The 20,372-nt window shown below is 52.1% G+C and carries 18 protein-coding genes; 15 read left to right on the plus strand and 3 right to left on the minus strand.

Annotated elements, in window-relative coordinates:
* Window positions 1-1,470, minus strand: coding sequence for a FecR family protein (locus tag ACFOSD_RS07800; RefSeq protein ID WP_380695225.1), 1,470 nt, complete (start codon window positions 1,468-1,470; stop codon window positions 1-3).
* Window positions 1,464-2,837 carry a tetratricopeptide repeat protein gene (locus ACFOSD_RS07805; protein WP_380695229.1) on the minus strand — a complete coding sequence of 458 codons (1,374 nt, stop codon included), beginning with the start codon at window positions 2,835-2,837 and terminating at the stop codon, window positions 1,464-1,466. Before ACFOSD_RS07805 ends, ACFOSD_RS07800 begins: the two co-directional genes overlap by 7 nt.
* 234 nt (window positions 2,838-3,071) lie before the next feature.
* On the opposite strand from ACFOSD_RS07805, the gene ACFOSD_RS07810 reads away from it, so the two are divergent.
* The 5 genes from ACFOSD_RS07810 to ACFOSD_RS07830 all read left to right on the plus strand — a co-directional run bounded on the left by ACFOSD_RS07810 (window position 3,072) and on the right by ACFOSD_RS07830 (window position 9,539).
* On the plus strand, window positions 3,072-4,610 hold the full coding sequence (locus ACFOSD_RS07810; protein ID WP_380695231.1) for a hypothetical protein: 1,539 nt from the start codon (window positions 3,072-3,074) through the stop codon (window positions 4,608-4,610).
* 170 nt (window positions 4,611-4,780) lie between these two features.
* Window positions 4,781-6,334, plus strand: a complete 1,554-nt coding sequence (locus ACFOSD_RS07815; RefSeq protein WP_380695233.1) for a hypothetical protein — start codon at window positions 4,781-4,783, stop codon at window positions 6,332-6,334.
* 102 nt (window positions 6,335-6,436) lie between these two features.
* Window positions 6,437-6,988 (plus strand): transcription/translation regulatory transformer protein RfaH, encoded by a 552-nt coding sequence (gene rfaH / locus ACFOSD_RS07820; RefSeq protein WP_380695235.1) that lies wholly within the window; start codon window positions 6,437-6,439, stop codon window positions 6,986-6,988.
* Window positions 6,985-8,376: a mannose-1-phosphate guanylyltransferase/mannose-6-phosphate isomerase gene (locus ACFOSD_RS07825; RefSeq protein ID WP_380695237.1), complete on the plus strand. Its 1,392-nt coding sequence runs from the start codon at window positions 6,985-6,987 to the stop codon at window positions 8,374-8,376. Before rfaH ends, ACFOSD_RS07825 begins: the two co-directional genes overlap by 4 nt.
* 80 nt (window positions 8,377-8,456) lie before the next feature.
* Window positions 8,457-9,539, plus strand: a complete 1,083-nt coding sequence (locus ACFOSD_RS07830) for a Wzz/FepE/Etk N-terminal domain-containing protein (RefSeq protein WP_380695239.1) — start codon at window positions 8,457-8,459, stop codon at window positions 9,537-9,539.
* A 67-nt stretch (window positions 9,540-9,606) separates the two neighbouring features.
* Here ACFOSD_RS07830 and ACFOSD_RS07835 read toward each other — a convergent pair whose 3' ends face one another.
* On the minus strand, window positions 9,607-11,706 hold the full coding sequence (locus tag ACFOSD_RS07835) for a sensor histidine kinase (protein ID WP_380695241.1): 2,100 nt from the start codon (window positions 11,704-11,706) through the stop codon (window positions 9,607-9,609).
* A gap of 79 nt (window positions 11,707-11,785) precedes the next feature.
* Between ACFOSD_RS07835 and ACFOSD_RS07840 the strand changes: the two genes are divergently transcribed.
* The 10 genes from ACFOSD_RS07840 to ACFOSD_RS07885 all read left to right on the plus strand — a co-directional run bounded on the left by ACFOSD_RS07840 (window position 11,786) and on the right by ACFOSD_RS07885 (window position 20,337).
* Window positions 11,786-12,436: a response regulator gene (locus ACFOSD_RS07840; protein WP_380695242.1), complete on the plus strand. Its 651-nt coding sequence runs from the start codon at window positions 11,786-11,788 to the stop codon at window positions 12,434-12,436.
* 119 nt (window positions 12,437-12,555) lie between these two features.
* Window positions 12,556-14,001, plus strand: a complete 1,446-nt coding sequence (gene traF / locus ACFOSD_RS07845; RefSeq protein WP_380695244.1) for a conjugal transfer protein TraF — start codon at window positions 12,556-12,558, stop codon at window positions 13,999-14,001.
* Window positions 14,002-14,023: 22 nt separating this feature from the next.
* Complete coding sequence (locus ACFOSD_RS07850) at window positions 14,024-15,703, plus strand: hypothetical protein (RefSeq protein WP_380695246.1); 1,680 nt, start codon at window positions 14,024-14,026, stop codon at window positions 15,701-15,703.
* A 241-nt stretch (window positions 15,704-15,944) separates the two neighbouring features.
* Window positions 15,945-17,111, plus strand: coding sequence for a nucleotide sugar dehydrogenase (locus tag ACFOSD_RS07855; protein ID WP_380695248.1), 1,167 nt, complete (start codon window positions 15,945-15,947; stop codon window positions 17,109-17,111).
* Between the two features lie 139 nt (window positions 17,112-17,250).
* Entirely contained in the window at window positions 17,251-17,655 is a 405-nt protein-coding gene (locus ACFOSD_RS07860; RefSeq protein WP_380695250.1) for a nucleotidyltransferase substrate binding protein, read from the plus strand.
* Entirely contained in the window at window positions 17,652-17,981 is a 330-nt protein-coding gene (locus ACFOSD_RS07865) for a nucleotidyltransferase domain-containing protein (RefSeq protein WP_380695252.1), read from the plus strand. The genes ACFOSD_RS07860 and ACFOSD_RS07865 overlap by 4 nt, the downstream gene beginning before the upstream one ends.
* Window positions 17,982-18,067: 86 nt before the next feature.
* Window positions 18,068-18,457, plus strand: a complete 390-nt coding sequence (mntA, locus tag ACFOSD_RS07870; RefSeq protein WP_380695254.1) for a type VII toxin-antitoxin system MntA family adenylyltransferase antitoxin — start codon at window positions 18,068-18,070, stop codon at window positions 18,455-18,457.
* 14 nt (window positions 18,458-18,471) lie between these two features.
* Window positions 18,472-18,627 (plus strand): HepT-like ribonuclease domain-containing protein, encoded by a 156-nt coding sequence (locus ACFOSD_RS07875; RefSeq protein WP_380697244.1) that lies wholly within the window; start codon window positions 18,472-18,474, stop codon window positions 18,625-18,627.
* 104 nt (window positions 18,628-18,731) lie between these two features.
* Window positions 18,732-19,727: an NAD-dependent epimerase gene (locus tag ACFOSD_RS07880; RefSeq protein ID WP_380695256.1), complete on the plus strand. Its 996-nt coding sequence runs from the start codon at window positions 18,732-18,734 to the stop codon at window positions 19,725-19,727.
* A gap of 286 nt (window positions 19,728-20,013) precedes the next feature.
* A complete protein-coding gene (locus ACFOSD_RS07885) occupies window positions 20,014-20,337 on the plus strand; it encodes a MarR family EPS-associated transcriptional regulator (RefSeq protein ID WP_380695257.1) in 324 nt (107 codons plus the stop codon).
* The last annotated feature ends 35 nt before the right edge of the window (window positions 20,338-20,372 follow it).

Genomic DNA, 20,372 nt, shown 5'->3' on the forward strand with positions numbered 1-20,372 from the left:
TCATTGCCCCACTTGGTAGCTGCCGGATACCGTGGTTTCTTGGCTGTCGGTCAGGCTAAAGCCACCACGTACCTGCTGGGCGTTATTGCCGTGAAAGGTGCCGGTAATATGGCCGGTGGCGTCAAATTCTGTGCTGCCGTTGGAATGGAAAGCCTCATTAAACTCCAATTGTGTGTTCAGCAAGCTGCCGCCTTGTATGATATTGCCTTCAATACCGCCGTTAAATAATGCGCGCCAATAGCTGTCTGACCCAGCGGAATCCAAAATCAACTCACCACTGTTCACCGTACCTTCGGTAAAATTCACCTGAAACGACAGGCTCATTACATAGTCAAAGCCTTGGTCTATGCTGAAGTTCAATAGGTTGTTATAGGTCACCGTGCCGGTTTTCGCGGCGATGACATCCGGCGGGGTAGGTAAGCCCAGCTGAGGGTTTGGTATCACAACGACCGGGCGTGTTGGGGTGTTAACGGTATTGCTGAAGTCTACACCAACGGCAGTCGTCACTGTGGTGGGGGTATTTTGTTGCCCACCGCCTTGGCCGCCACCTTGTCCTGTACCGCCTTGGCCGGATTCACTGTTGTTGTCGCCAGTGTCGTTGCCGTCGTCACCGCTGTTATCGTTAGCACCTTGTTCCGAGCCATCGCCTTCGGCGTCCGACCCCTCAGAGCCATCGCCTTCTCCGTCCGACCCTTCAGAATCGCTGTCTTCTGAATCTCCCTCATCGGATTCATCGCTCTCTTCTTCCGAGCTTTCTTCTTCTGAATCTTCTTCCGATTCGTCTTCTTCAGACTCCTCTTCATCCGACTCGTCGGTTTCTTCTTCGCTGTCGTCTTCTTCGTCGGCAAAAACACTGGGCGCTGTGGCGTAGAAGGTTACTTCGCCTTCTTCATTCACCGAAGCGTAGGCAAATTCTTGCTCGCCACCCAACACAAAGCCGGGGCCAGTGTCGCTGCCCACACGAATTTCAATTTCGCCGTCCCATACGGCCATAAAGGTTTCGCCACCCACACGGCGCACTTCATAGGTGGTGCCACGAATACCAATGGTGGCCGCGCCAGTGCGCAGCTCGTATTCGTTGCCCTCGGAGGCCGGAGAGACCAAACCAGTGATCGTACGTAAGCCGCCGGAAATCAATTCCATGGCAACCTTGCCTTCGCCAGTGGCAGGGTTGAACTGGTATTCAGCGATGACGAGTTCGCTGTTTTCGGTGAGCGACAGTAGGGCGTTGTCGGTCATCCTCAATTGGGTTTGTGCGCCTGCGCCCGTGAGTACACGGTCTACATTAAAGACCTGCGAACGGCGGGCCAAGGCCCGTTCTTCCAACAGCACGAGGTCCGTTGCATTAACATCGCCGCGGGTGGCCAGCACGGTCCCTGCCAGTTCTTTCTCTTGCGCGTGCGCCGTCAGGGCAAGGCTAGTGGCGGCGATCAGGCATGCCAGGCTGTTTTTCTGAAATTTGGTTACCATTGGTGTTGATACCCCACTGCCAGTTCAAGCCCGCGATAGTCGTTCAGGTCTTGATTGCTCAAGTTAGTGAACGCTCGCACCCGCGCACTGACGGTGCCCATGTCGCCATAAGCGCGCGACACCATCAGTTGAGAATTGATTAAATTGGCCTGTTGGTTGGTGCCAAAGGTGGCATTTTCTTCAAAGTCATAGGTGACCTGTGAACCAAAGAGACCCTGTACCAAATAATGCTCACCCCACATAAACTGCGGAACCAATGTGCCACTGACATTAATGCTCGATGGCGCAAAATCGTCCGCCAGCGCCAAGGTGCTGGCCGTTTGCCATAGAACGTTAACGGCTCCTTGGCCGAAACTCAGTACATCTGAAACGCCACCTTGTAAGCTGTAGGAGTTGCTGTCGCCCAGGCTAAGAATCAGTGCGGCATCGGCGTCTAGGGTGCCTAGTATGTCCGCGCGCCCAATAGAGCCAACGGCGTTTAGACCGGAAGAATCTGCATTGATAAACGGCAAAAGTTGTCCACCAAAACGTCGACCATCTTCATACTGCCAGTTCCCCGCCAATACACCGCCAACGTTGTTGGCATCGCCAAAGGTACTTAACCGTGAGGTCACACCGGCTTGCAGCGTTCGTGTAAGTTGCTGGGTGCGCTGTTCACGGCGCTGATAGGCCGCTTGCAGAGCTAGCGCAGGGGCGGCTTCGGACTGAAATTCACTGCCGGGTTCAAAACTACCGCCATCAGGCAGGTCAATTTCGTCATAATACGTCCCGGTGTTGATGTTCGTGTGGAATTGCGCTTCGGCAGACAGCGTGAAGGTATTGGAGGTACGTTGCGCCGCTTCTAAGGCTTCAAGTTCAAACAACAAACGCAAGCGGCGCTCGGTTTGCGCAGCACTGAGGTTGTAGGCTTCTAATAAAGTGAGCTGGCGACGGGCAAAGGCGGTGTTTTGGTTGATCAAATAGCCTTGCGTACGCAGTAACCGCGCTTCCGCGTTACGCGGCTCTACCAAGTTCACCCGTTCTAGCGCAAACAGACCGAGATCGGTTTCACCCACTTGCAGTGCCGCCCTGCCATAATACAGGTCAAACAGCGGTTCACCTTCGTAGTCTGGTGCCAACCGATTGCCTTCGGTAAAGGCTTCATCCCAGCGTTGTTGGTCTACCAAATCTATCAAGCGCTGCAAGGCCGACTGGGTTTCCGTCTCTACGCTACGTATGACCATTTGTGCAATGTCGAAGGAGCCCATGGGCAAAGGTGAGGGTGATGAAGAGGTCGCCCACACGGACATAGGCACAAGCAGAAACACCAGTGTAAAAAAGAAATACGTCGAACGCCGTTTGAACGGTAACGTTAAAGTGGTTGGCATAAAAAGCTCAGCTGTTGGTCATCCTTATAGGTTAGTTTTTAGCCTGAATGTACAGGAAAAGCAAATGACATTTTTCATGATGTCAGTCCGAACAATGTTCGCGCTGGAATCCTTGGTTTGCCTGTGTTTTTCTTATTTAGCGCAGTCTGATTGACCCCCTTGTTCAGGGGGATTCGCCAAAAGCCAAAATCCTTACACTGGTCGCTAACGTTATTGCTTGGAAGGAGTTAGCTCATGAAACCGTGGTTTAAATGGTTGTTAATGCCCTTTTTCGTGTTGGCCCTTGTTGGGTGTAATGCGGAGTCGACGGAAGATAGCACAGGCAGTGATGACGAAAGTTCGCAAAATGATTCCACGAACGATGAAACGAGTTCAGATTCAAACGATGATGACACGGCATCATCCGGTGATGAGCCTACCGGCACTCTGCGGTCCTCAACGGCTACTGCCATCACCGGTATGTCGATTGACTGCACCTCAACCACGTTCTGCCAACTCCGCGTAGCAGGAGCACACCAATTGGCCGATGGTCGGGTGATGATTCTTACCAGTTTTAATCGCACAAAAGCGGGATACGCTCTTCGAGAATGGCATTGGGTGCAACTCAATGAAGAACTGAACGGGTTAGACACCGACTTCGCCGACAACGGCGTCAAAATTATGCCCGGTGGCGATTTTGTTGACTACTACGCCTCACGCGCCTATGCGTGGGACAGCGAAGAGCGTTTGGTCGTTCTTAGCCACCCGAGAAATGCCACAGGAGAGCGAATAGCTTCTTATGTAGAACGCTACGCCAGCAATGGCGACATCGACACTACCTTTGGTAACAGCAATCAGTTCTTACTGCCCACGCAAGCGGTGTCCACGGGGCAGCGCACAACCGCATTAACGGTACTGTCGGATGACCGAATTGTCATCGGAGGTACCGTCGGCAGTGGGTATCCGGTTACCCGCAACTGGACACTTCGAGTGGTCACCGAAGCTGGTGAACTAGACGCAACAGTCCACCCGGACAGTGAGCCAAAAGTCTACAACATTGATGGCGCCAATAACGATACGGTTCTGCAAGGGCTCTATGTGCATGGCAGCCATCTCTATGCGTGGGGTGTAGGTGACGATGACAAACACATCGTTATGCGCATTAATACGTCGGATTGGACGATTGACGACACCTTCGGCACCGATGGCGTGGTATCCGTTATAACGGAAACGGACGCTTACATTAGTGATGTTCTGGTCGATAGCCAGGGCCGATTAGTTGTGGTGGGTAGTGGTCCAGGTCAAGACACCAATGTTCTTAGTGCTGATTCTGGTTGGGCCTATCATATATATCGCTATACCAGTGCTGGCGTTGCGGATACAGGGTTTGGTACCGCCGGTTTGGTGAAAGTGGATTTTGGATACAGTAATGTGCAAACACAAACCATTAATGATTATGCCTACAAGGTTTACGAACAGGAGAATGGAAAGCTGGTTGTGGTGGGTCACTCCAACAGCGGCACCGGCTCGCCACCTCCCAGAGGCATCAGCATGATTCGCTTACTGACCAATGGTGATTTAGACACCACCTTCGGGCCGGTGGATAAACGTCTGCAAGCGCAAAGCATTGGTGCGGGCTATATTTGGGCATCCAACTCGCAAACCGGCCGCACACAAACCGCGGTGATTGCATTGCAGGATGGCAGCCTGCTGGGTGTGGCGGCGAACCGGAACTCAAGCTCTACGCAATTGCAGAACTATACCGCGCCTATTGCTTTGCATCGGTGGGATTGAGAATTTAGTTTATGAGTAGGGGTGCTGGCAAAGCAGGGAAGCCAACCTGCTCCACCCCTCAAACATCGGTATTAGGTCTAGGCATTGTCACAATCACCCGCTACACTTCTGCTCAATGTTCGTTGGGGCTAATTCAGCCGCAGCAAAATGAATGGTAAGGAGCTGGATTGGTGACAGATCAAAGTATTACGTCTAACCCTCGTCATAGCCATGATGTTCGGGACGATGAAATCGACATCGGCGAGTTAATCAGCAGTGTGTGGGCAACCAAATGGCGAGTGCTGGTTTCGGTAACAGTGGTTGCAACGTTGTTTGTCGTATTGCAGGCGGTGTCATTTTTGCGTGATTCGTCGACGGTGCGCTACAGCCAAGAATTCGATCTGACTTTTGAAGGATTGAGCGACGGGGAATTCCCTGATGGTTCAGAGTTTGTGTTGAGTGACATCATCAGTCCTACCGTGTTAACCCGGGTGTATAACCGGAATAATCTTGAACAACAGGATATGTCACTGGACCAGTTTCGTCGCGCCTTCACCATCGAACCTTTTTCTCCAGAATATTTTCTTATCCAGCAGCGCTATCGCGCTGAAGCGGACAGCCAAAACCTCTCTGCGGCGGAATTGCAGGCCCTGCAAGACCGATTAACCGAGGAATTGTCGTTAGCGAACAGTGGCGGCGTCCGCATCAGCATGAGTTTGCCCGAGCAAACTGCTATATCTGAAACCTTAGCCAGCAAATTGCTCTTGGATGTTGCCAGCGTGTGGGCGGATCGTGCCATTAATGAACGAGGCGTGCTTAAACTTAACATTCCTATCTATTCTGAACGTATTTTCGACGAGCAACGCTTTGAGAACCTGGATTATCTGCTGGGCATTGAGTTGCTGCTGGAAAACATATCGTTGATTACCGGTAACGTTGAGGCCTTGAAAGAAGTGCCTGGCTCGACCAGCATCGTAGACGACGAAACCGGCTACAATTTGGAAGATCTCGAAAAAGCCATTATGGATGTAGCCGACTATGATTTGCGGCAATTGATTGACCCGGTAAAAGAATTGGGCTTAACCCGAAATGAAGCGGTGGTGCGTCTGTATTACACTCGCCGCTTGCAAGAGCTGGAACTTCAACTGAATTTGTGGGAACAGCGAGCCGAAGTAACGCGTTCGGTTATGCAGCAGTTCGCACAAGACAGTAGTCAGTCACAACCCGGTAGCAACGGGCAGGGGCAGGGCAGTTTACAGCTGGGTGATGGCTTCTTGGATCGATTGTTAGAAGTATCACGCCAAGGCAGTGATGTGGAGTTTCGCCAAAGCTTAACGGAATTGGTCCTAGAGTACGAAAACGAAGCCCTTGATATCAATCAAGAAATGGCCGAGATTCAATTAACATTAAACGCTATAAGTAACACTGGGGCGAACTCGGAAAACGAGCTAAGAGAACTCTACATTCAGGAAGTGCAGGAAAAATTACCCAGTGTTCTTAACACGCTGCGCGACTATACACGGGTGGTCGGTCGATTGCATGAACGCCTTGGAGAGCAGCTGACTGGCAATATCAGCCAGTTGATCATCCCTCAAGGTGGATCGTTCAATATTGCCACCCCGAGCATATTGCCGCAGCGGACACTGCTGATTTTGGTGGCCTTGATGGTTGTTACCGGGTTTGCCGCCATGGTCATCAGTTTGATTGCGGACATGATGAAGCGCCGCAAAATGGCTGGCGCCTGAAAGGAATATGGATGATTCAGCATACCCTCAAAAACACGTTTACTGAGGGTATGCTGCTAAACGCAGCTCAAGCGGCCACGGTAGAACATTGAGTACGAGGCGATGCAACCAAAGAAACCAACGTCCAAAATGGCGAATCCGAAAGACTTAACCGCGCAGCCAGAAATGGCCTGGTATCTGTTGCAGTGTAAACCGCGCGATGGCTTTCGGGCCGATGAACATCTGCAAAACCAGGGGTTCAGCACCTTCCACCCGACTCACCCGGTGCGCAAAACCCAGCGTGGAAAGCCGGTTGTCCTGATAGAATCCCTGTTTCCTTATTATGTTTTCGTGCGTCTGCACAAAGATGTCAACTGGGTCACCATTCGGTCCACGCGCGGTGTGGCACGTATCATTTCATTCAATGGGCACCCCACGCCGGTAGCGGACGCCATTGTCCATGGCTTGCGCTTTCAATGCGCCATTTTGAACAATGAAGTACCGGATCTTATGTTCAAACCCGGTGAAACCGTGACCATTATTGATGGCTGCTTCAAGGACCTCAAGGCTGTGGTGTCGGCAACGAAAGGTGATGAGCGTGTCGTCTTGTTGCTCAATATGCTCAACCGCCCACAATACGTTGAAGTGCCTGTGCAAGCCGTGGCCGCGGTATGATCGTACCGGTTATTCTCGCCGGTGGCGTGGGGTCACGACTGTGGCCACTGTCGCGCGAGCAGTTTCCAAAGCAGTGCTTGCCGCTGGTCACACCAAGCACCAGTCTGTTTCAAAACACCGTGCAACGTTTCCAAGCGGTTGCTGATATGGCCGCACCGGTGATCGTCTGTGGCGAGGAACATCGTTTTCTGATGGCGCAGCAACTGCATGACATGGGAATCCATGGACGCATTTTGTTGGAACCCAGTGGCAAAAATACCGCACCGGCGATTGCTTTAGCGGCACTTCAAGTAGCCGCAGAGTGGGGCGATGATAGCATTATGGTGGTCAGCCCGGCAGACCATGTGCTCACGCAGCCCGAGGCGCTAAAGGAGCCGTTGCAGCACGCCATCTATAAAGCACAGCAAGGCCATATCGTTACCTTGGGTGTTACGCCGGATCGTGCCGAAACGGGCTATGGTTACATCAAAACCGAGTATCCGCTTGCCGCGGAGGGTAGCCGTATAGGAGCGTTTACCGAGAAGCCGACCCCGGCGAAAGCCACCGCTTATCTGGCCAGTGGCGAGTATCTGTGGAACGCCGGTCTGTTCGTTATGTCCGCGCGGGCCTATTTAAACGCCCTCGAACGTCACGCTCCGGACATCAGTGCCGCTGTAAAAGCGGCGTATCAACAACACAAGCAAGATATGGACTTTGTGCGCATAGATGCTGAAATCTGGGCACAGTGTCCATCGAACAGCATTGACTATGCGGTAATGGAATATATCGACAACGGTTGGGTCATTCCCCTGTCAGCCGGTTGGAGTGACGTGGGTAGCTGGTCATCGTTAAAGGACGTACTGCCGCACGATGAAAACCACAACGTCACTCATGGCGATGTGATCCTACGCAACACACGAAATTCCTACATACATGCCGACAGCGTACTCACCGCCGTGGTGGGAATGGATGACGTGGTGGTGGTGCAAACCGATGATGCTATCTTGGTGGCACATACGAACGATACCCAAGACGTCAAACAGATTGTCGAAGCATTGAAGCAGCAGCACCGGCCTGAATACGAAAAACACCTTACGCTTTATCGCCCGTGGGGGTGGTTCAAGCGAATTACCAGTGGTGACCGGCACATCGTTAATAAAATTCTGGTACAACCGGGGCATCGCATCAGTGCACAAAAGCACATGCATCGTGCTGAGCATTGGGTCGTGGTGCGCGGTACAGCCAAGTTAATTGGCGAGCATGAAACGCGCTTGTTGACGGAAAATGAATCGGCGTTTATCCCGGTGGGGCAGGTTCATTCATTGGAAAACCCCGGTAAACTGCCGCTGGAATTGATCGAGATTCAAACCGGCAGTTACCTCGGTGAAGACGACATCATAAGGCTTTAGGGGCGATGCACGCGCCAGCGTAAATACCGTATGGGCAATGCAAGAATAGCCCACTGTTAGACCACAGGAACCTTAAATACATGCACAATACGCACGATACGGACGAAATTGATTTACGTCACCTTGTACTCATCATTCTGCAAGGTTGGCGTTGGTGGGTGGGCAGCACTGTGCTTGCCATCGTCTTGGCTTTTGGCTGGCTGCTCACGCAAAAGCCATCCTATACCGCTGAATTCTCGTCTTTGCCTGTCGTCAGCCAACAATACCAACTGCTTAACAGTATTCCAGGCATGCGGCTTGACCCGGAACAGGTCATGCAAGATTTGAAAAACCGGCTGTCCAGCACACAGCACTTTGTTGCCATCGTCGGTGATCACCCGGATATTTTTTCGCTGCCAGAAAATACGACGGCACAAGAGTATTTCAATGCACAATGGCAAGTCAGTAATACCAGTGATAGCAATGAACTGTCCGTAGCCTATACCTATGGGGAAGACGAAGAGGGTGCAGTCGCTGTTAATCAATACGTCGCGTTAACTGCTGAAGGCTTGTGGCAGCAATACATAGAGCGCTTGAATACGCAAAACGTCGCATCTATTCAAGGACTAGAAGAACAACTACAGTTGTTGCAAGCAACATTGAGAGTCCGGCGGGATGAGCGTGTACAAACCCTTATCCAGGCAATAGAAATAGCGCAGGAATTGGGTATTGAAACCCCAACCACACCACAAGACTACGGGCGTCAACGTACCGGAAACGAAGTGCTGTATGCCAATGTGGGTACAGAGAATAATTCACTACCGCTCTACTTTTTGGGTTATCGCGCCTTAGACGCCGAGCGGCAGTCCATACTGGAAAACTTTGACGAAGGCCTGCTCAACAGCGACATCATTGCGACTGAAGAACAGTTGCGCCAGCTACAGCAACTGCAGCAGCACCTTGAAGCCAATACCTTTGATGCCCGAACGGGCATGGCAGGCTTGCCGCATACCGAACGTTTAGTCACTGTGCTGGAATATGCGGCACAGCCGGTACGTCCGAATGAATCGAACAAAGCGCTCATATTGGTGGCCTCGACGTTGCTCGGTGGGTTCTTTGGTCTAATGCTGGCCTTGTTGGCCCGCTTTGCGCGCAGCGTGCGGGAATACGCAGAACAACAATAGTAGGAGGCCAGCCCTCTGGCCGAACATTCGCTCGGGGGGCCGAACATTCGCTCGGGGGGCCGAGCTCCTACGGTACGCTGACATGAACCCGCCATAAATCCCCCTCACACTGCGCGGTAAACGTGCCCCCCAAGGCCGCCACGCGCTCGCGCATGATTGACAAGCCTCTGCCGGTTCTCTCAGTTTCAGCTTCGGCCACACCATCATTATCTATCTGAATATCAAGGCCCTTCGCTGCGCCGGAAATCTTCACCGCCAGCGTGCGCGTTTGCGCATGCTTCAAGGCATTATTCACGGCCTCTCGCAACACCCGGCCTAAATGGCTGTACATCAAGGGCGACAACTCCATGGCATGCTCGGCCATATCAGCCACCCAATCCAGTTGAATGCCTCGTTCCTGGCAGCGTTGCCGGGCTTCACGTTCCCACTCGTCAGCACTTTCAGTGAGCGAATGCGGTTCCGGGTCCATCGCTCGAATCAGTGCCCGCATGTCCTGCATGGTATCGCGCACCAGCGTGCGGGTTTCGCCTTCGGTGGCGTGTAATAGCGTCAGCAAGCGAGCCCCTAAATCATCATGTAAATCCCGCCGAATGCGTTGCCGCTCACCCGCCGCACCATGATCACGCGCTTCATGAGCTTGATAGACCAAATCGAACAAACGCAATATATAGTGCGCAGCACGCACGTCATCCTGGTTAAACAAACGTGCACCCCGGTTGGGCAGGCGCATCCCAATAGGCTGGGTTAGGCGTGCATCGTGCACCCAGAGCCACTCGCCCGATGCTTTAATGATGGTGCCCGCTGCACCGATTTCCTGCGCCAGTTCCGCATCACCCCGTTGCTGCTCCAGGGGCACAAAAACCTGCTGCAAGGCGGCAACTAACGCAGGTTCGAGTTGGGTTGGGGCTTCGGCACGCAGCAATTCAGGCAAGGCTTTGTTCATCCAGTCGGCTTTTAGCTGCGCGCCATTCAGCCCCAAGCGCCGCCACACCCATTGGCGCGCCGGGAAATACAACCAGCCAATCACCGCCGCCGACACCGCCAATGAAGCGCTGGGGGTAAGCGACAGTAGCCAAATGAGCACCAAGTCCAGGGCGATCACCGCCAAACCGCCCAGCGTCCATGACCACAAGTACAAACTCCACTGTTCCAGTGCGAACAACCGGTAGCGCAATACCCCAAACGCCACGCCGATGTACAAAAATAAAAAAGTAGAGAGCAGCAACCCCTGTGATGTCGTTGGCGTCTCACCGTAAGCCATTGGCACCAGCATAAAAGCAGTAAAAAACACCGTACCGGCTATCAACGAGAGTTGCAGCCAACGCAAAATAGCGCGTTCGGCGGGCGACTGACGCGTACGAAACCATTGCCAGATGGTGCCTACTAAGCCCGCGGTAAAAATCAGCAAAATCCATGCGTGGAAGGCAATGCCAATGTTATTGATCCATTGGCCGATGTTGTTGATCACACTCAGGCCACCAATCAACACAAACACCCGAACCATGGTGGTGTGTTTCGGTAAGCGTTTCGGGTAGACCCACAACAGCCCGGACAAAGCCACCACAAAGATCATTGCCCCGGTATGGTTGAAGAACGACAGCACGCGCCACAGCGTGCCGTCGATAAACAATTCACGGGTACTGTAGACAGAAGCAGCAATCGCCGACATGGCGTAGCCGATGCCAGTGGCAGTGAACAGCCGCAAGGCTAAGTCACTGGGTTTGACCGACCACACCACCCCACAAATGGCCAGTGCAATCAACGCGCAACTCCATTGCAGCCAGAACAGCCAGGGCAGGTCGGTCAATTGTCGTGTTTCGGGTGCCAGTTCTACCTTTTCACCGGAGGTCAGTACTACCCGGATACCGGTCTGTTGGAGTACATCGTGCAATGCGCCGACTTCGGCAATCAGTGCGTTGTAGCGCGTAAAGGTGCCCATTAAATCGGGCTCTTCTATCACCCATTCCGGGCGGGCCAACCAGCGTTGAGTGTCCGTCTGGAACGCGGTGACCTCAGTCGGTGGTTGATTGGGCGAAAGCCATAATAGCCGGTGGTCAGCGCGCCACTGCGCTTGGGTTATGGGTAAGGATAATGCCAGCCACAGCATAAAGCCGCCGAGGGCCACCACACCCATCAAACAGAGTTGGATTCGTAATCGCATGGTCATCTTGCAGTGCCTTGTTTTTCTTATTGTGCCTATAATGGCAATTCCAACCGACATTGTCAGTGCTTAAGTAGGCAGAATTATGACGGAATCTGTGACACCGCCAGCCATCCCGCACCACATATTGATCGTGGAAGACCACCCCGAGGTGTGTCAAACTTTACGTGCCGACAGCCGAATCGCCTTCCCCGGATGCCACATTCTTACCGCTGAAACTTTGCAAAAAGCCCAAACCTTGTGCGCCCACAGCACCTTCGACCTCATCTTACTGGACATCGGCCTTCCGGATGGTGAAGGCACGGAAGTTCTGCGCAAACCTGGCGTGCCGGAACAGACCACCGTGGTCGTTACTACCTTATTCGATGACGATGAGCACCTGTTCGAGGCCCTGCGTTTGGGGGCGCTAGGCTATCTTCTGAAGGACGACACCGGCACCGACATGGTCGAAGCCTTGCAAGGTATTCTGGCCGGGCGACCGCCGTTGTCACCCAGCATCGCCAAACGCATTTTGCAGTCTTTTGCGCCCAAGCCGACGCAACACATGTTGTCGCCGCGTGAAGAAGAAGTGCTGATTCTCATCAGCCGGGGCTACAGTGCACGCGAAGCGGCGCAAGCGCTCGCGGTATCGGCCCATACCGTGGCGGACTATGTGAAGTCGGTGTATCGGAAGTTGCACATCAATAATCGCGCTGAAGCCACCGCAGAAGCGATGCGGCGCGGGTTGTTGCGCTAGAGGTTGTTATTTCAAGAAAGTAATTTACCAAGTACCAGGTGTAAATTGTCGATTTTTTGCTCTGGTAAATTCATGCAATTGGTCTATAGTAAAAGCACCAGTAAAAAAGGAGCAAATCCATGTACCGTGCCTTGTTAAGTGGCGTTACCGTCGCCGTGTTATGCAGTCAGGCTTTCGCATCCAACCCACATTACATGCCCGGTGGCCCCGCTACCACAGTAGGTGGATTGTCCAATTCCAAAATCAGCAGCTCTGGTTACTACAACCCTGCTGCAACTTACATCAACACCAATACCGTACGTTTCCAAGTGGCCGATGTCACTGGTGGTCTTGATTTGCGTGGCCTGGGCAGTTTTCTGCAACTGGGTGAGGACTTAGGCGACAGCGTAGACCGGTTTCAAGATCGGTTAGACGAATTTCAAGACGATAACAATGACAGCCCAGACATCAACTTGGTGTTGGATTCCGTAGACGATCTTGAATCTACTCTGAACAATGGCATCCAGCGACTAGAAGAACAGTTCTCGTTTACCCCTGCGCTGTTGGCCTCAATGCCTCTATTGCCCTTGCAGTTGAATACCCCTTGGTTGGACGGGCCGGTATCGGTCGGTGTTTCTTTCCTGGCCGGTGGACGAGGCAGCATTTTACACAGCAATGTTGAATTCAACATTGACGAAGACGCACTAACAGACTCAGATGCGGAAATTGAACCCGGTGATTTCATTTCAACCGCGTCATCGTTGTACATGAAAACCGGTCGCGCGTGGAATTTCAGCTTGGGTTATGCCCAACCTGTTCCATTCATTAACCTCGGCGGTGCCGAGTTGGTGATAGGTGGTCGTGGTAATCTAATCATGGCTAACTTACACAAACAGATGTACCCATTATCTGAGCTGATCAGCGAAGCCACCAGTGACGATGGCGATGTCGATGCCTACATTCAAATGGTGCAAGATGACGCCATGGAAGGATTGTCCGAAGGTGACCTGACCATGAGTTTTGGTTTGGACGCGGGTCTTATCGTTCAGTGGGCCGATGCACACGTTGGCCTAGCCGTCGCCAACATCAATTCGCCCAGCGTCACCTACAACACCATTGGTTTTGATTGTGCCGATTTACCCACCGAGCGTGAACGAAACGGCTGCTACCACGCCGACTTCTTTACCTCAAGCGGTAAAATTGCGGCAACGGAAGAACACGTCATGGCACCACGGGTAACGGTAGATGCCGGATACCAGTTCCTGAATAACAACATCGCCATCGGTGGTTCAGTGGACGTATTGCCCGGTACAGACTTATTCGGTGACAACAGCCAGAACGTGGGTGCGGCGGTCTTGTTGCAGCCCAATGCCTGGTACTGGCCACGCGCCCGTTTAGGTTTCTCGAAAGATCTGGAAGACATGGACCCAACAACTGTAGCGCTGGGCCTGAGCTTCTTTAACGTATTGCAAATAGACCAGTCGGTCACCGCTACCTTTGGCGACTTGTTCGCCGACGAAACGGTAGACCAAATGAACGCCCTGCGTGGCTTCAAAACCAACATAGCGTTGAACGTTTCGTTCTAAGTGGCCGATTGAGGAGAATATTATGAACGCTTTAATGAAAACATTACCCATGGTAATTGCTGCAGCCACACTGGTGGCCTGTAACGCCGAACAAGACGGCGGCGGCAATAAAGCCCAAAATATGAACGGCCAAGCGGTGGATGGTCGTATCGCCAATGGCTTGGTGTTTGTGGATCGCAACGGGAACGGAAAGTGGGACCCGGCGATTGAAGCTTCTGCCCGGACAGATTCACAAGGTTTTTTCAGTTTTAATCCCGGTGATCCAGAAGCTACACCTGCCGTGCCCGCTGTTGATTACTGTTCTTTGCCGAACAGTGATCCCTTAACCCGTCACTGCTTGGAATATTCAACAAACAGCAGCAGCGCGCAAATCATCATTACCGGTGGTGTCGATATTTCGACCGGTGAGCGTCTAAAGGCGGCTATGGCGTTAGGCACCTCTCTAACGGATGCCCGTGCTACGAGTGCGACTGAAATGAAGCGCATATCGCCCATCAGCACGTTGTTGAATGCTGTTACATCGGCCAGTGACCGTGAAGCCATATTGGAAGCTATTGCCGGTAGTGGTGCCAACGAAAATGATGTTCTGCGAACTGACTTCTCGACCGCCAGCGATGCAAATCAACGTCGTATGCTCGCGAATGCTGTAATCATCGTGTCGTTACAAAATTTGGTTAACGATGTGAAAGGGGAGGGTTCGGACGATAGAACGCCTGCTCAGCGCCAACAAGACGTTGCTAAAGCTATAGCTCAGAGTATAGCCTCAGGTGACAACTTGCTGGATAACCCTACCGCATTGAATACATTTATGACGAATCAATTAACCGGTACGGGTGTTGATTCAGCTCAAATAACCCGAGCGCAAGCCAGTGCTAACGCTGTACGTACTGCATTGAAGAAGATTGAAGACGCACCGGATAGCACCAATATGGCGGCACGCATTCGTACTGCAGAGGTTGTATTTCAACTGGCGCGTCGGTCAGCCGTAAGCAATGATGCTGATGCAACAACTCGAATTGGTGAAATTGACGATACAGTACTGAACACGATCACAACTGAAATTGGGAATTTAGGAAGTGGCCAAGATTTAGACGTGCAAGGCTTTACTGACACCATTAAATCACAAAACTTGGGTACTGCGGATTTTGCTGCTGCCCGCCAAAGTGCTGCATTGAGTGCATTGCCTGATGAGGCAGAATGGAACGATACATGGCGTGTCTTCGAAGTAGATCGCTCAACCATCGAAGAAGGAGATGGTGACGATATTAATTTAGACGACAGCTATTTCGCCTTCTATTTAGGTGGTGATGAAAACGGAGGCCCGATTAGAGCCTGTTTCAATGTCGTTTATAAAGAAGGTGTTGAGGCGGATAACGACTTTGATTTGAACAAGCAGTTTGTCAGCGGTAACTGGGACAAAATTTCAGATGCCCGCTTGGCGATTGAATTGACTTGGTCGAAATTCACTCGTGATGGTCAAATGGTTTATCTGGGCAATCAGGCTCGAAATACGGCGCCACAAACAGGCAACTTTGATGTTTTCCAATTATCACATGATGGTGATGACGCTGAAGGCAGCATCAAAGAAACAGTGTTGTTGGATACCACGCTGACATCTCGCCTGAACGACCAAGACACAGTGCCTTTGAACAACGAAGGCTGTGAGGCAATACACAACGTATTGTTCCCTGCTGCTACCTAATAGAGCCTAGCAGATCGACCAAAAGGCGACCTACGGGTCGCCTTTTTTGTACCCCGCTGAACACCAGAAAAAAATCTTGCGAATTCTGTCGTGTCGCCGTAACATCCGTTCATCATTTGAACACTTTTGGGGATGCCCTCGTTACAAGGTAGGGCGGTAGCGCATCTAACGCGCTAACACTTCTCTGGCGCTCGCCAATGCTTCTCAACCACTCAGGCAAACCACGCACAGGAACGCTTCCATGAAAATTGCCGTTGCAGGAACCGGCTATGTCGGCCTTTCAAACGCCATGTTGTTGGCCCAACATAATGAAGTGGTGGCACTGGACATCGTGCCCGAAAAAATTGAACTCTTGAACAATAAGCGTTCACCCATTGTCGACACAGAAATTGAAGACTTCCTGAAAAACAAAGCACTGAATTTTCGGGCCACCCTGAACAAGGAAGAAGCGTACAAAGGGGCAGACTTCGTCATCATCGCAACACCGACCGATTACGACCCCGAAACCAACTACTTCAACACCCGCAGCGTAGAAGCCGTCATCAAAGATGTTATCGCGATTAACCCCAACGCGGTGATGGTCATAAAATCCACCGTACCCGTCGGCTACACCAAAGAAATGCGTGCTGAACTCGGCACCGAAAACCTCATGTTTTCACCCGAATTCCTGCGCGAAGGCAAAGCGCTGTACGACAACCTGTACCCTTCGCGCATCATTGTCGGTGAGCGCACCGAGCGCGCCGCTACTTTTGCGAACCTCTTGAAACAGGGTGCCATCAAACAAGACGTGCCCACGCTGTTCACCGACAGCACGGAAGCCGAAGCCATAAAATTATTTTCTAACACCTACCTCGCCATGCGGGTCGCGTATTTTAACGAGTTGGATTCATACGCTGAAACGCACGGCCTCAGCACCAAACAAATCATCGAGGGGGTAGGGCTAGACCCACGTATTGGTAGCCACTACAACAACCCCTCGTTTGGCTACGGCGGCTACTGCCTGCCAAAAGACACCAAACAGCTACTCGCCAACTACCAGGACGTACCCAGTAACATCATTCGCGCCATTGTAGACGCCAACACCACCCGGAAAGACTTCATCGCCAGCAGTATTTTGAAACGTAACCCCAAAGTGGTGGGGGTGTACCGGCTAGTCATGAAAACCGGCTCCGACAACTTCCGTGCGTCCGCTATCCAGGGTGTGATGAAACGGTTGAAAGCCAAAGGTGTTGAAGTGGTGATTTACGAACCCGTTTTCCAGGAAGACACCTTCTTTAACTCGCGGGTCATTCGTAGTCTTGACGAATTCAAGCGTATGTCCGACGTCATCGTCGCCAACCGGCTTTCTGATGCTATCCGTGACGTCGAGCACAAAGTGTACACCCGCGACCTGTTCGGCAGCGATTGACCGCACGAACCCTATATTCGCGTAGGAGCGCAGCCCCCTGCGCGAACCCCTACCCGTAGGAGCACAACCCTCTGCGCGAAACCTATCCGTAGGAGCGCAGCCCCCTGCGCGAACCCCTACTCAGCACTCAGGCAGAAAAATGTCAGAACAAGATATCCGCTGGAAACAGCGCTTCGAACAGTTCAGCAATGCCTTTGCTCTATTAACCCAAGGCATAGCCATTCAACAGCCCTCCGTCGTGGAACGGGCCGGGTTGATTCAGTTTTTTGAAATGGCATTTGAACTGGCGTGGAAACTTTTGAAAGACTACCAACAGGCAGAAGGGTTTGAAATCAACAGCCCTCGCACAGCCATCAAGCAAGCCTTTCAGTCAGGGTTGTTGGAAGAAGGGCATTTGTGGATACAGGCCTTAGAAGACCGCAACTTAACCACGCACACCTATAATGAAGTAACGGCGAAACTGGTTGAGGAGAAAATCCGCCAGCAGTATTTTCCCTTGCTGCAAGCATTGCAGAAAGCGTTTGCCGAAAAAGTAAAAGCATGATCAGCGAACAAAACACTGGCCTAAAACAGCAAGACGTAATTGACATCAGCCATGCGGCATCGCGTATTAACAACCTGGAAGCTTTGGTTTTGTTCGGCTCCCGAGCCAAAGGTAACTTTCGAAAAGGCTCAGACGTAGACTTAGCAATAAAGGGTCCTTCAGTCACCTACGAAAGCGTTGTCCAACTTGCCGTTGAACTGAATGAAACATCACCTATGCCGTATTTTTTCGATGTATTGCATTACGACACACTGCAAGAGCCAGACTTGAAAGCGCATATAGACAGGGTAGGTATCGAAATTTACTCCCGCCTGAGATCACCGTAGGAGCACAGCCCCCTGCGCGAAACCTACCCGTACGAGCACAGCCCTCTGCGCGAACCCATAACCCAACGCAAACCAACGGAACACCCATGAACATCCTCGAACAAATCCGCCAACTCGCGGCTGCCAACGACGACATAGCCGCCGTATGGCTTTATGGTTCGCGCGCTAAAGGGAATGTACAGCCACACAGTGATTATGATGTAGCCGTGGCTTTTAACAACTTTCAGCTCAGCTCACTCGAAAAATACCTGCGGCCCAACGAGCTAGCCATAGATTGGAGCACAAGCTTAGGCTTGCCAAGTGACACGTTAAGTATCGTCGACATCAACCTCGCCCCTATCTACCTCGCCTACAACATCGTAGAAACGGGCACAGTGCTGTACAGTCAGGAGACGTCAAGAGTGTTTCGGGAGCAGGATAGAATTTACAGCCAATTCGAGTACCAACAGGTTGAGAGACGACTTGCTGGTGGGTAAATTCAAGCGACGAACTGCTCGAATGGAAGAAAATTATCGGCCTACGTAATGGCCTAGTGCATGACTACCTTAAGATTGATCTTCTGATACTCGAAAAAATCATCAAAGAAGCTCATTATCAGCGTCTAGATGAGTTCAGTACCAAAGCAATTCAATACTTAACCACCTAGAATCACCGTAGGAGCGCAGCCCCCTGCGCGAACCGACCCACACACCCGCAAGAGCGCAGCCCCCTACGTGAACCCCTAACCCAACACAAACCAACGGAACACCCATGAACATCCTCGTCACCGGCGCCGCCGGCTTTATCGGCAACGAACTCGCTTTGCGCCTGACGGATGAAGGCCACACCGTCGTCGGCATTGACAACCTCAACGACTACTATGACGTTCAGTTAAAAAAAGACCGACTGGCACGCCTGAAGGATCGCAGCAACTTCACCTTCATTAAAATGGGTGTAGAAGACCGTACGGCCATGGCAGAACTGGCACAAAACCACCAGTTCAGCCGCATCTTGCACCTAGCCGCCCAAGCCGGTGTCCGCTACTCCATCGAAAACCCCAACGCCTACGTGGACGCCAACCTCGTCGGTTTCGTAAACATTCTTGAACTGGCCCGGCAACAGCAGGTAGAACACCTTGTTTATGCATCCTCCAGCTCGGTATACGGCGAAAACGAAAAACAACCGTTCTCGGAAGATGACCCGGTAGACCACCCCGTTTCGCTCTATGCCGCCACCAAGAAAGCCAACGAAGTCATGGCGCACGCCTACAGCCATCTATATAACTTACCCACCACGGGCTTACGGTTTTTCACCGTTTACGGCCCGTGGGGAAGGCCTGACATGGCACCGTTTCTGTTCACCAAAGCCATTCTCAACGGCGACCCCATCAAGGTTTTCAACCACGGCAACATGCAACGGGACTTCACCTACATAGACGACATCGTCACCGGTGTACTGCAATGCGCCGACGTACCACCGGTGAAAACGGAACAAGCCGCCAACACACCCGCCAGCAGTACCGCACCGTACCAAGTGTTCAACATCGGCAACTCAAAACCCGTAAAACTCATGGACTTCATTGCCGCCATAGAACAGGCCGCCGGTAAACCCGCCGAAAAGATATTCATGGACATGCAACCCGGCGACGTCCCCATCACCTATGCCGACACCACCCGGCTGCAACAAGCTACTGGCTACCAACCGGATACCGACATCGTCACCGGCGTGAACAACACCGTCACCTGGTACAAAAATTATTATACGTAGGAGCGCAGCCCCCTGCGCGAATCCATGCCGGTAGGAGCGCAGCCCTCTGCGCGAACCCATGCTCGTACCATCGCAACCCCTGCGCGAATTGAGCACAAAAAAAACTTGCGAAACCCTACATCTCCCCGTACCATGCGTTCAACATCTGAACACATCTATTGGGAATGCCCTCGTTACAAGGTAGGGCGGTAGCGCATTTAAATCGCTATTCTCATTCTCCGCGCCAAGCAACTCCAAACAGCCCGAGCCAACAGGCCATTGTTAACGCCCGAGTGCTATCGACCGCATGCTCACCGACGAATTTCGCTACAAAATCATGAAACTCATCGATGCCAATCCTCAGATTAGTCAGCGCGAGCTTGCCCGCGAACTCGACATCAGCCTCGGCAAAGTCAACTTTTGCCTCAAAGCCCTGATAGACGTCGGCCAGGTAAAAGCCGGCAACTTCAAAAACAGCCAGCAAAAAACGCAATACCTTTACTTGCTCACGCCTGCTGGTATTGAGGAAAAAGCCAAAGTTACGGCGCGGTTTTTGAAACGGAAGATGGAAGAGTACGATGCACTAAAGGCTGAAATTGAAAGCTTGAAGAACGATATTCAGCAAAGTTAAAGCATTATTAGAGGTGCAGGGCGATGAACTCTCAA

The organism is Salinispirillum marinum (assembly GCF_042650105.1).
GTDB classification, from domain to species: Bacteria; Pseudomonadota; Gammaproteobacteria; order Pseudomonadales; family Natronospirillaceae; genus Salinispirillum; species Salinispirillum marinum.

What these genes read in the sequence shown, in the direction of transcription:
- ACFOSD_RS07800 (WP_380695225.1), bottom strand. Translation starts at nt 1,470, where the DNA reads ATGGTAACCAAATTTCAGAAAAACAGCCTGGCATGCCTGATCGCCGCC.
- ACFOSD_RS07805 (WP_380695229.1), bottom strand. Translation starts at nt 2,837, where the DNA reads ATGCCAACCACTTTAACGTTACCGTTCAAACGGCGTTCGACGTATTTC.
- ACFOSD_RS07810 (WP_380695231.1), top strand. Translation starts at nt 3,072, where the DNA reads ATGAAACCGTGGTTTAAATGGTTGTTAATGCCCTTTTTCGTGTTGGCC.
- rfaH (WP_380695235.1), top strand. Translation starts at nt 6,437, where the DNA reads ATGCAACCAAAGAAACCAACGTCCAAAATGGCGAATCCGAAAGACTTA.
- ACFOSD_RS07825 (WP_380695237.1), top strand. Translation starts at nt 6,985, where the DNA reads ATGATCGTACCGGTTATTCTCGCCGGTGGCGTGGGGTCACGACTGTGG.
- ACFOSD_RS07830 (WP_380695239.1), top strand. Translation starts at nt 8,457, where the DNA reads ATGCACAATACGCACGATACGGACGAAATTGATTTACGTCACCTTGTA.
- ACFOSD_RS07835 (WP_380695241.1), bottom strand. Translation starts at nt 11,706, where the DNA reads ATGACCATGCGATTACGAATCCAACTCTGTTTGATGGGTGTGGTGGCC.
- ACFOSD_RS07840 (WP_380695242.1), top strand. Translation starts at nt 11,786, where the DNA reads ATGACGGAATCTGTGACACCGCCAGCCATCCCGCACCACATATTGATC.
- traF (WP_380695244.1), top strand. Translation starts at nt 12,556, where the DNA reads ATGTACCGTGCCTTGTTAAGTGGCGTTACCGTCGCCGTGTTATGCAGT.
- ACFOSD_RS07850 (WP_380695246.1), top strand. Translation starts at nt 14,024, where the DNA reads ATGAACGCTTTAATGAAAACATTACCCATGGTAATTGCTGCAGCCACA.
- ACFOSD_RS07855 (WP_380695248.1), top strand. Translation starts at nt 15,945, where the DNA reads ATGAAAATTGCCGTTGCAGGAACCGGCTATGTCGGCCTTTCAAACGCC.
- ACFOSD_RS07860 (WP_380695250.1), top strand. Translation starts at nt 17,251, where the DNA reads ATGTCAGAACAAGATATCCGCTGGAAACAGCGCTTCGAACAGTTCAGC.
- ACFOSD_RS07865 (WP_380695252.1), top strand. Translation starts at nt 17,652, where the DNA reads ATGATCAGCGAACAAAACACTGGCCTAAAACAGCAAGACGTAATTGAC.
- mntA (WP_380695254.1), top strand. Translation starts at nt 18,068, where the DNA reads ATGAACATCCTCGAACAAATCCGCCAACTCGCGGCTGCCAACGACGAC.
- ACFOSD_RS07880 (WP_380695256.1), top strand. Translation starts at nt 18,732, where the DNA reads ATGAACATCCTCGTCACCGGCGCCGCCGGCTTTATCGGCAACGAACTC.
- ACFOSD_RS07885 (WP_380695257.1), top strand. Translation starts at nt 20,014, where the DNA reads ATGCTCACCGACGAATTTCGCTACAAAATCATGAAACTCATCGATGCC.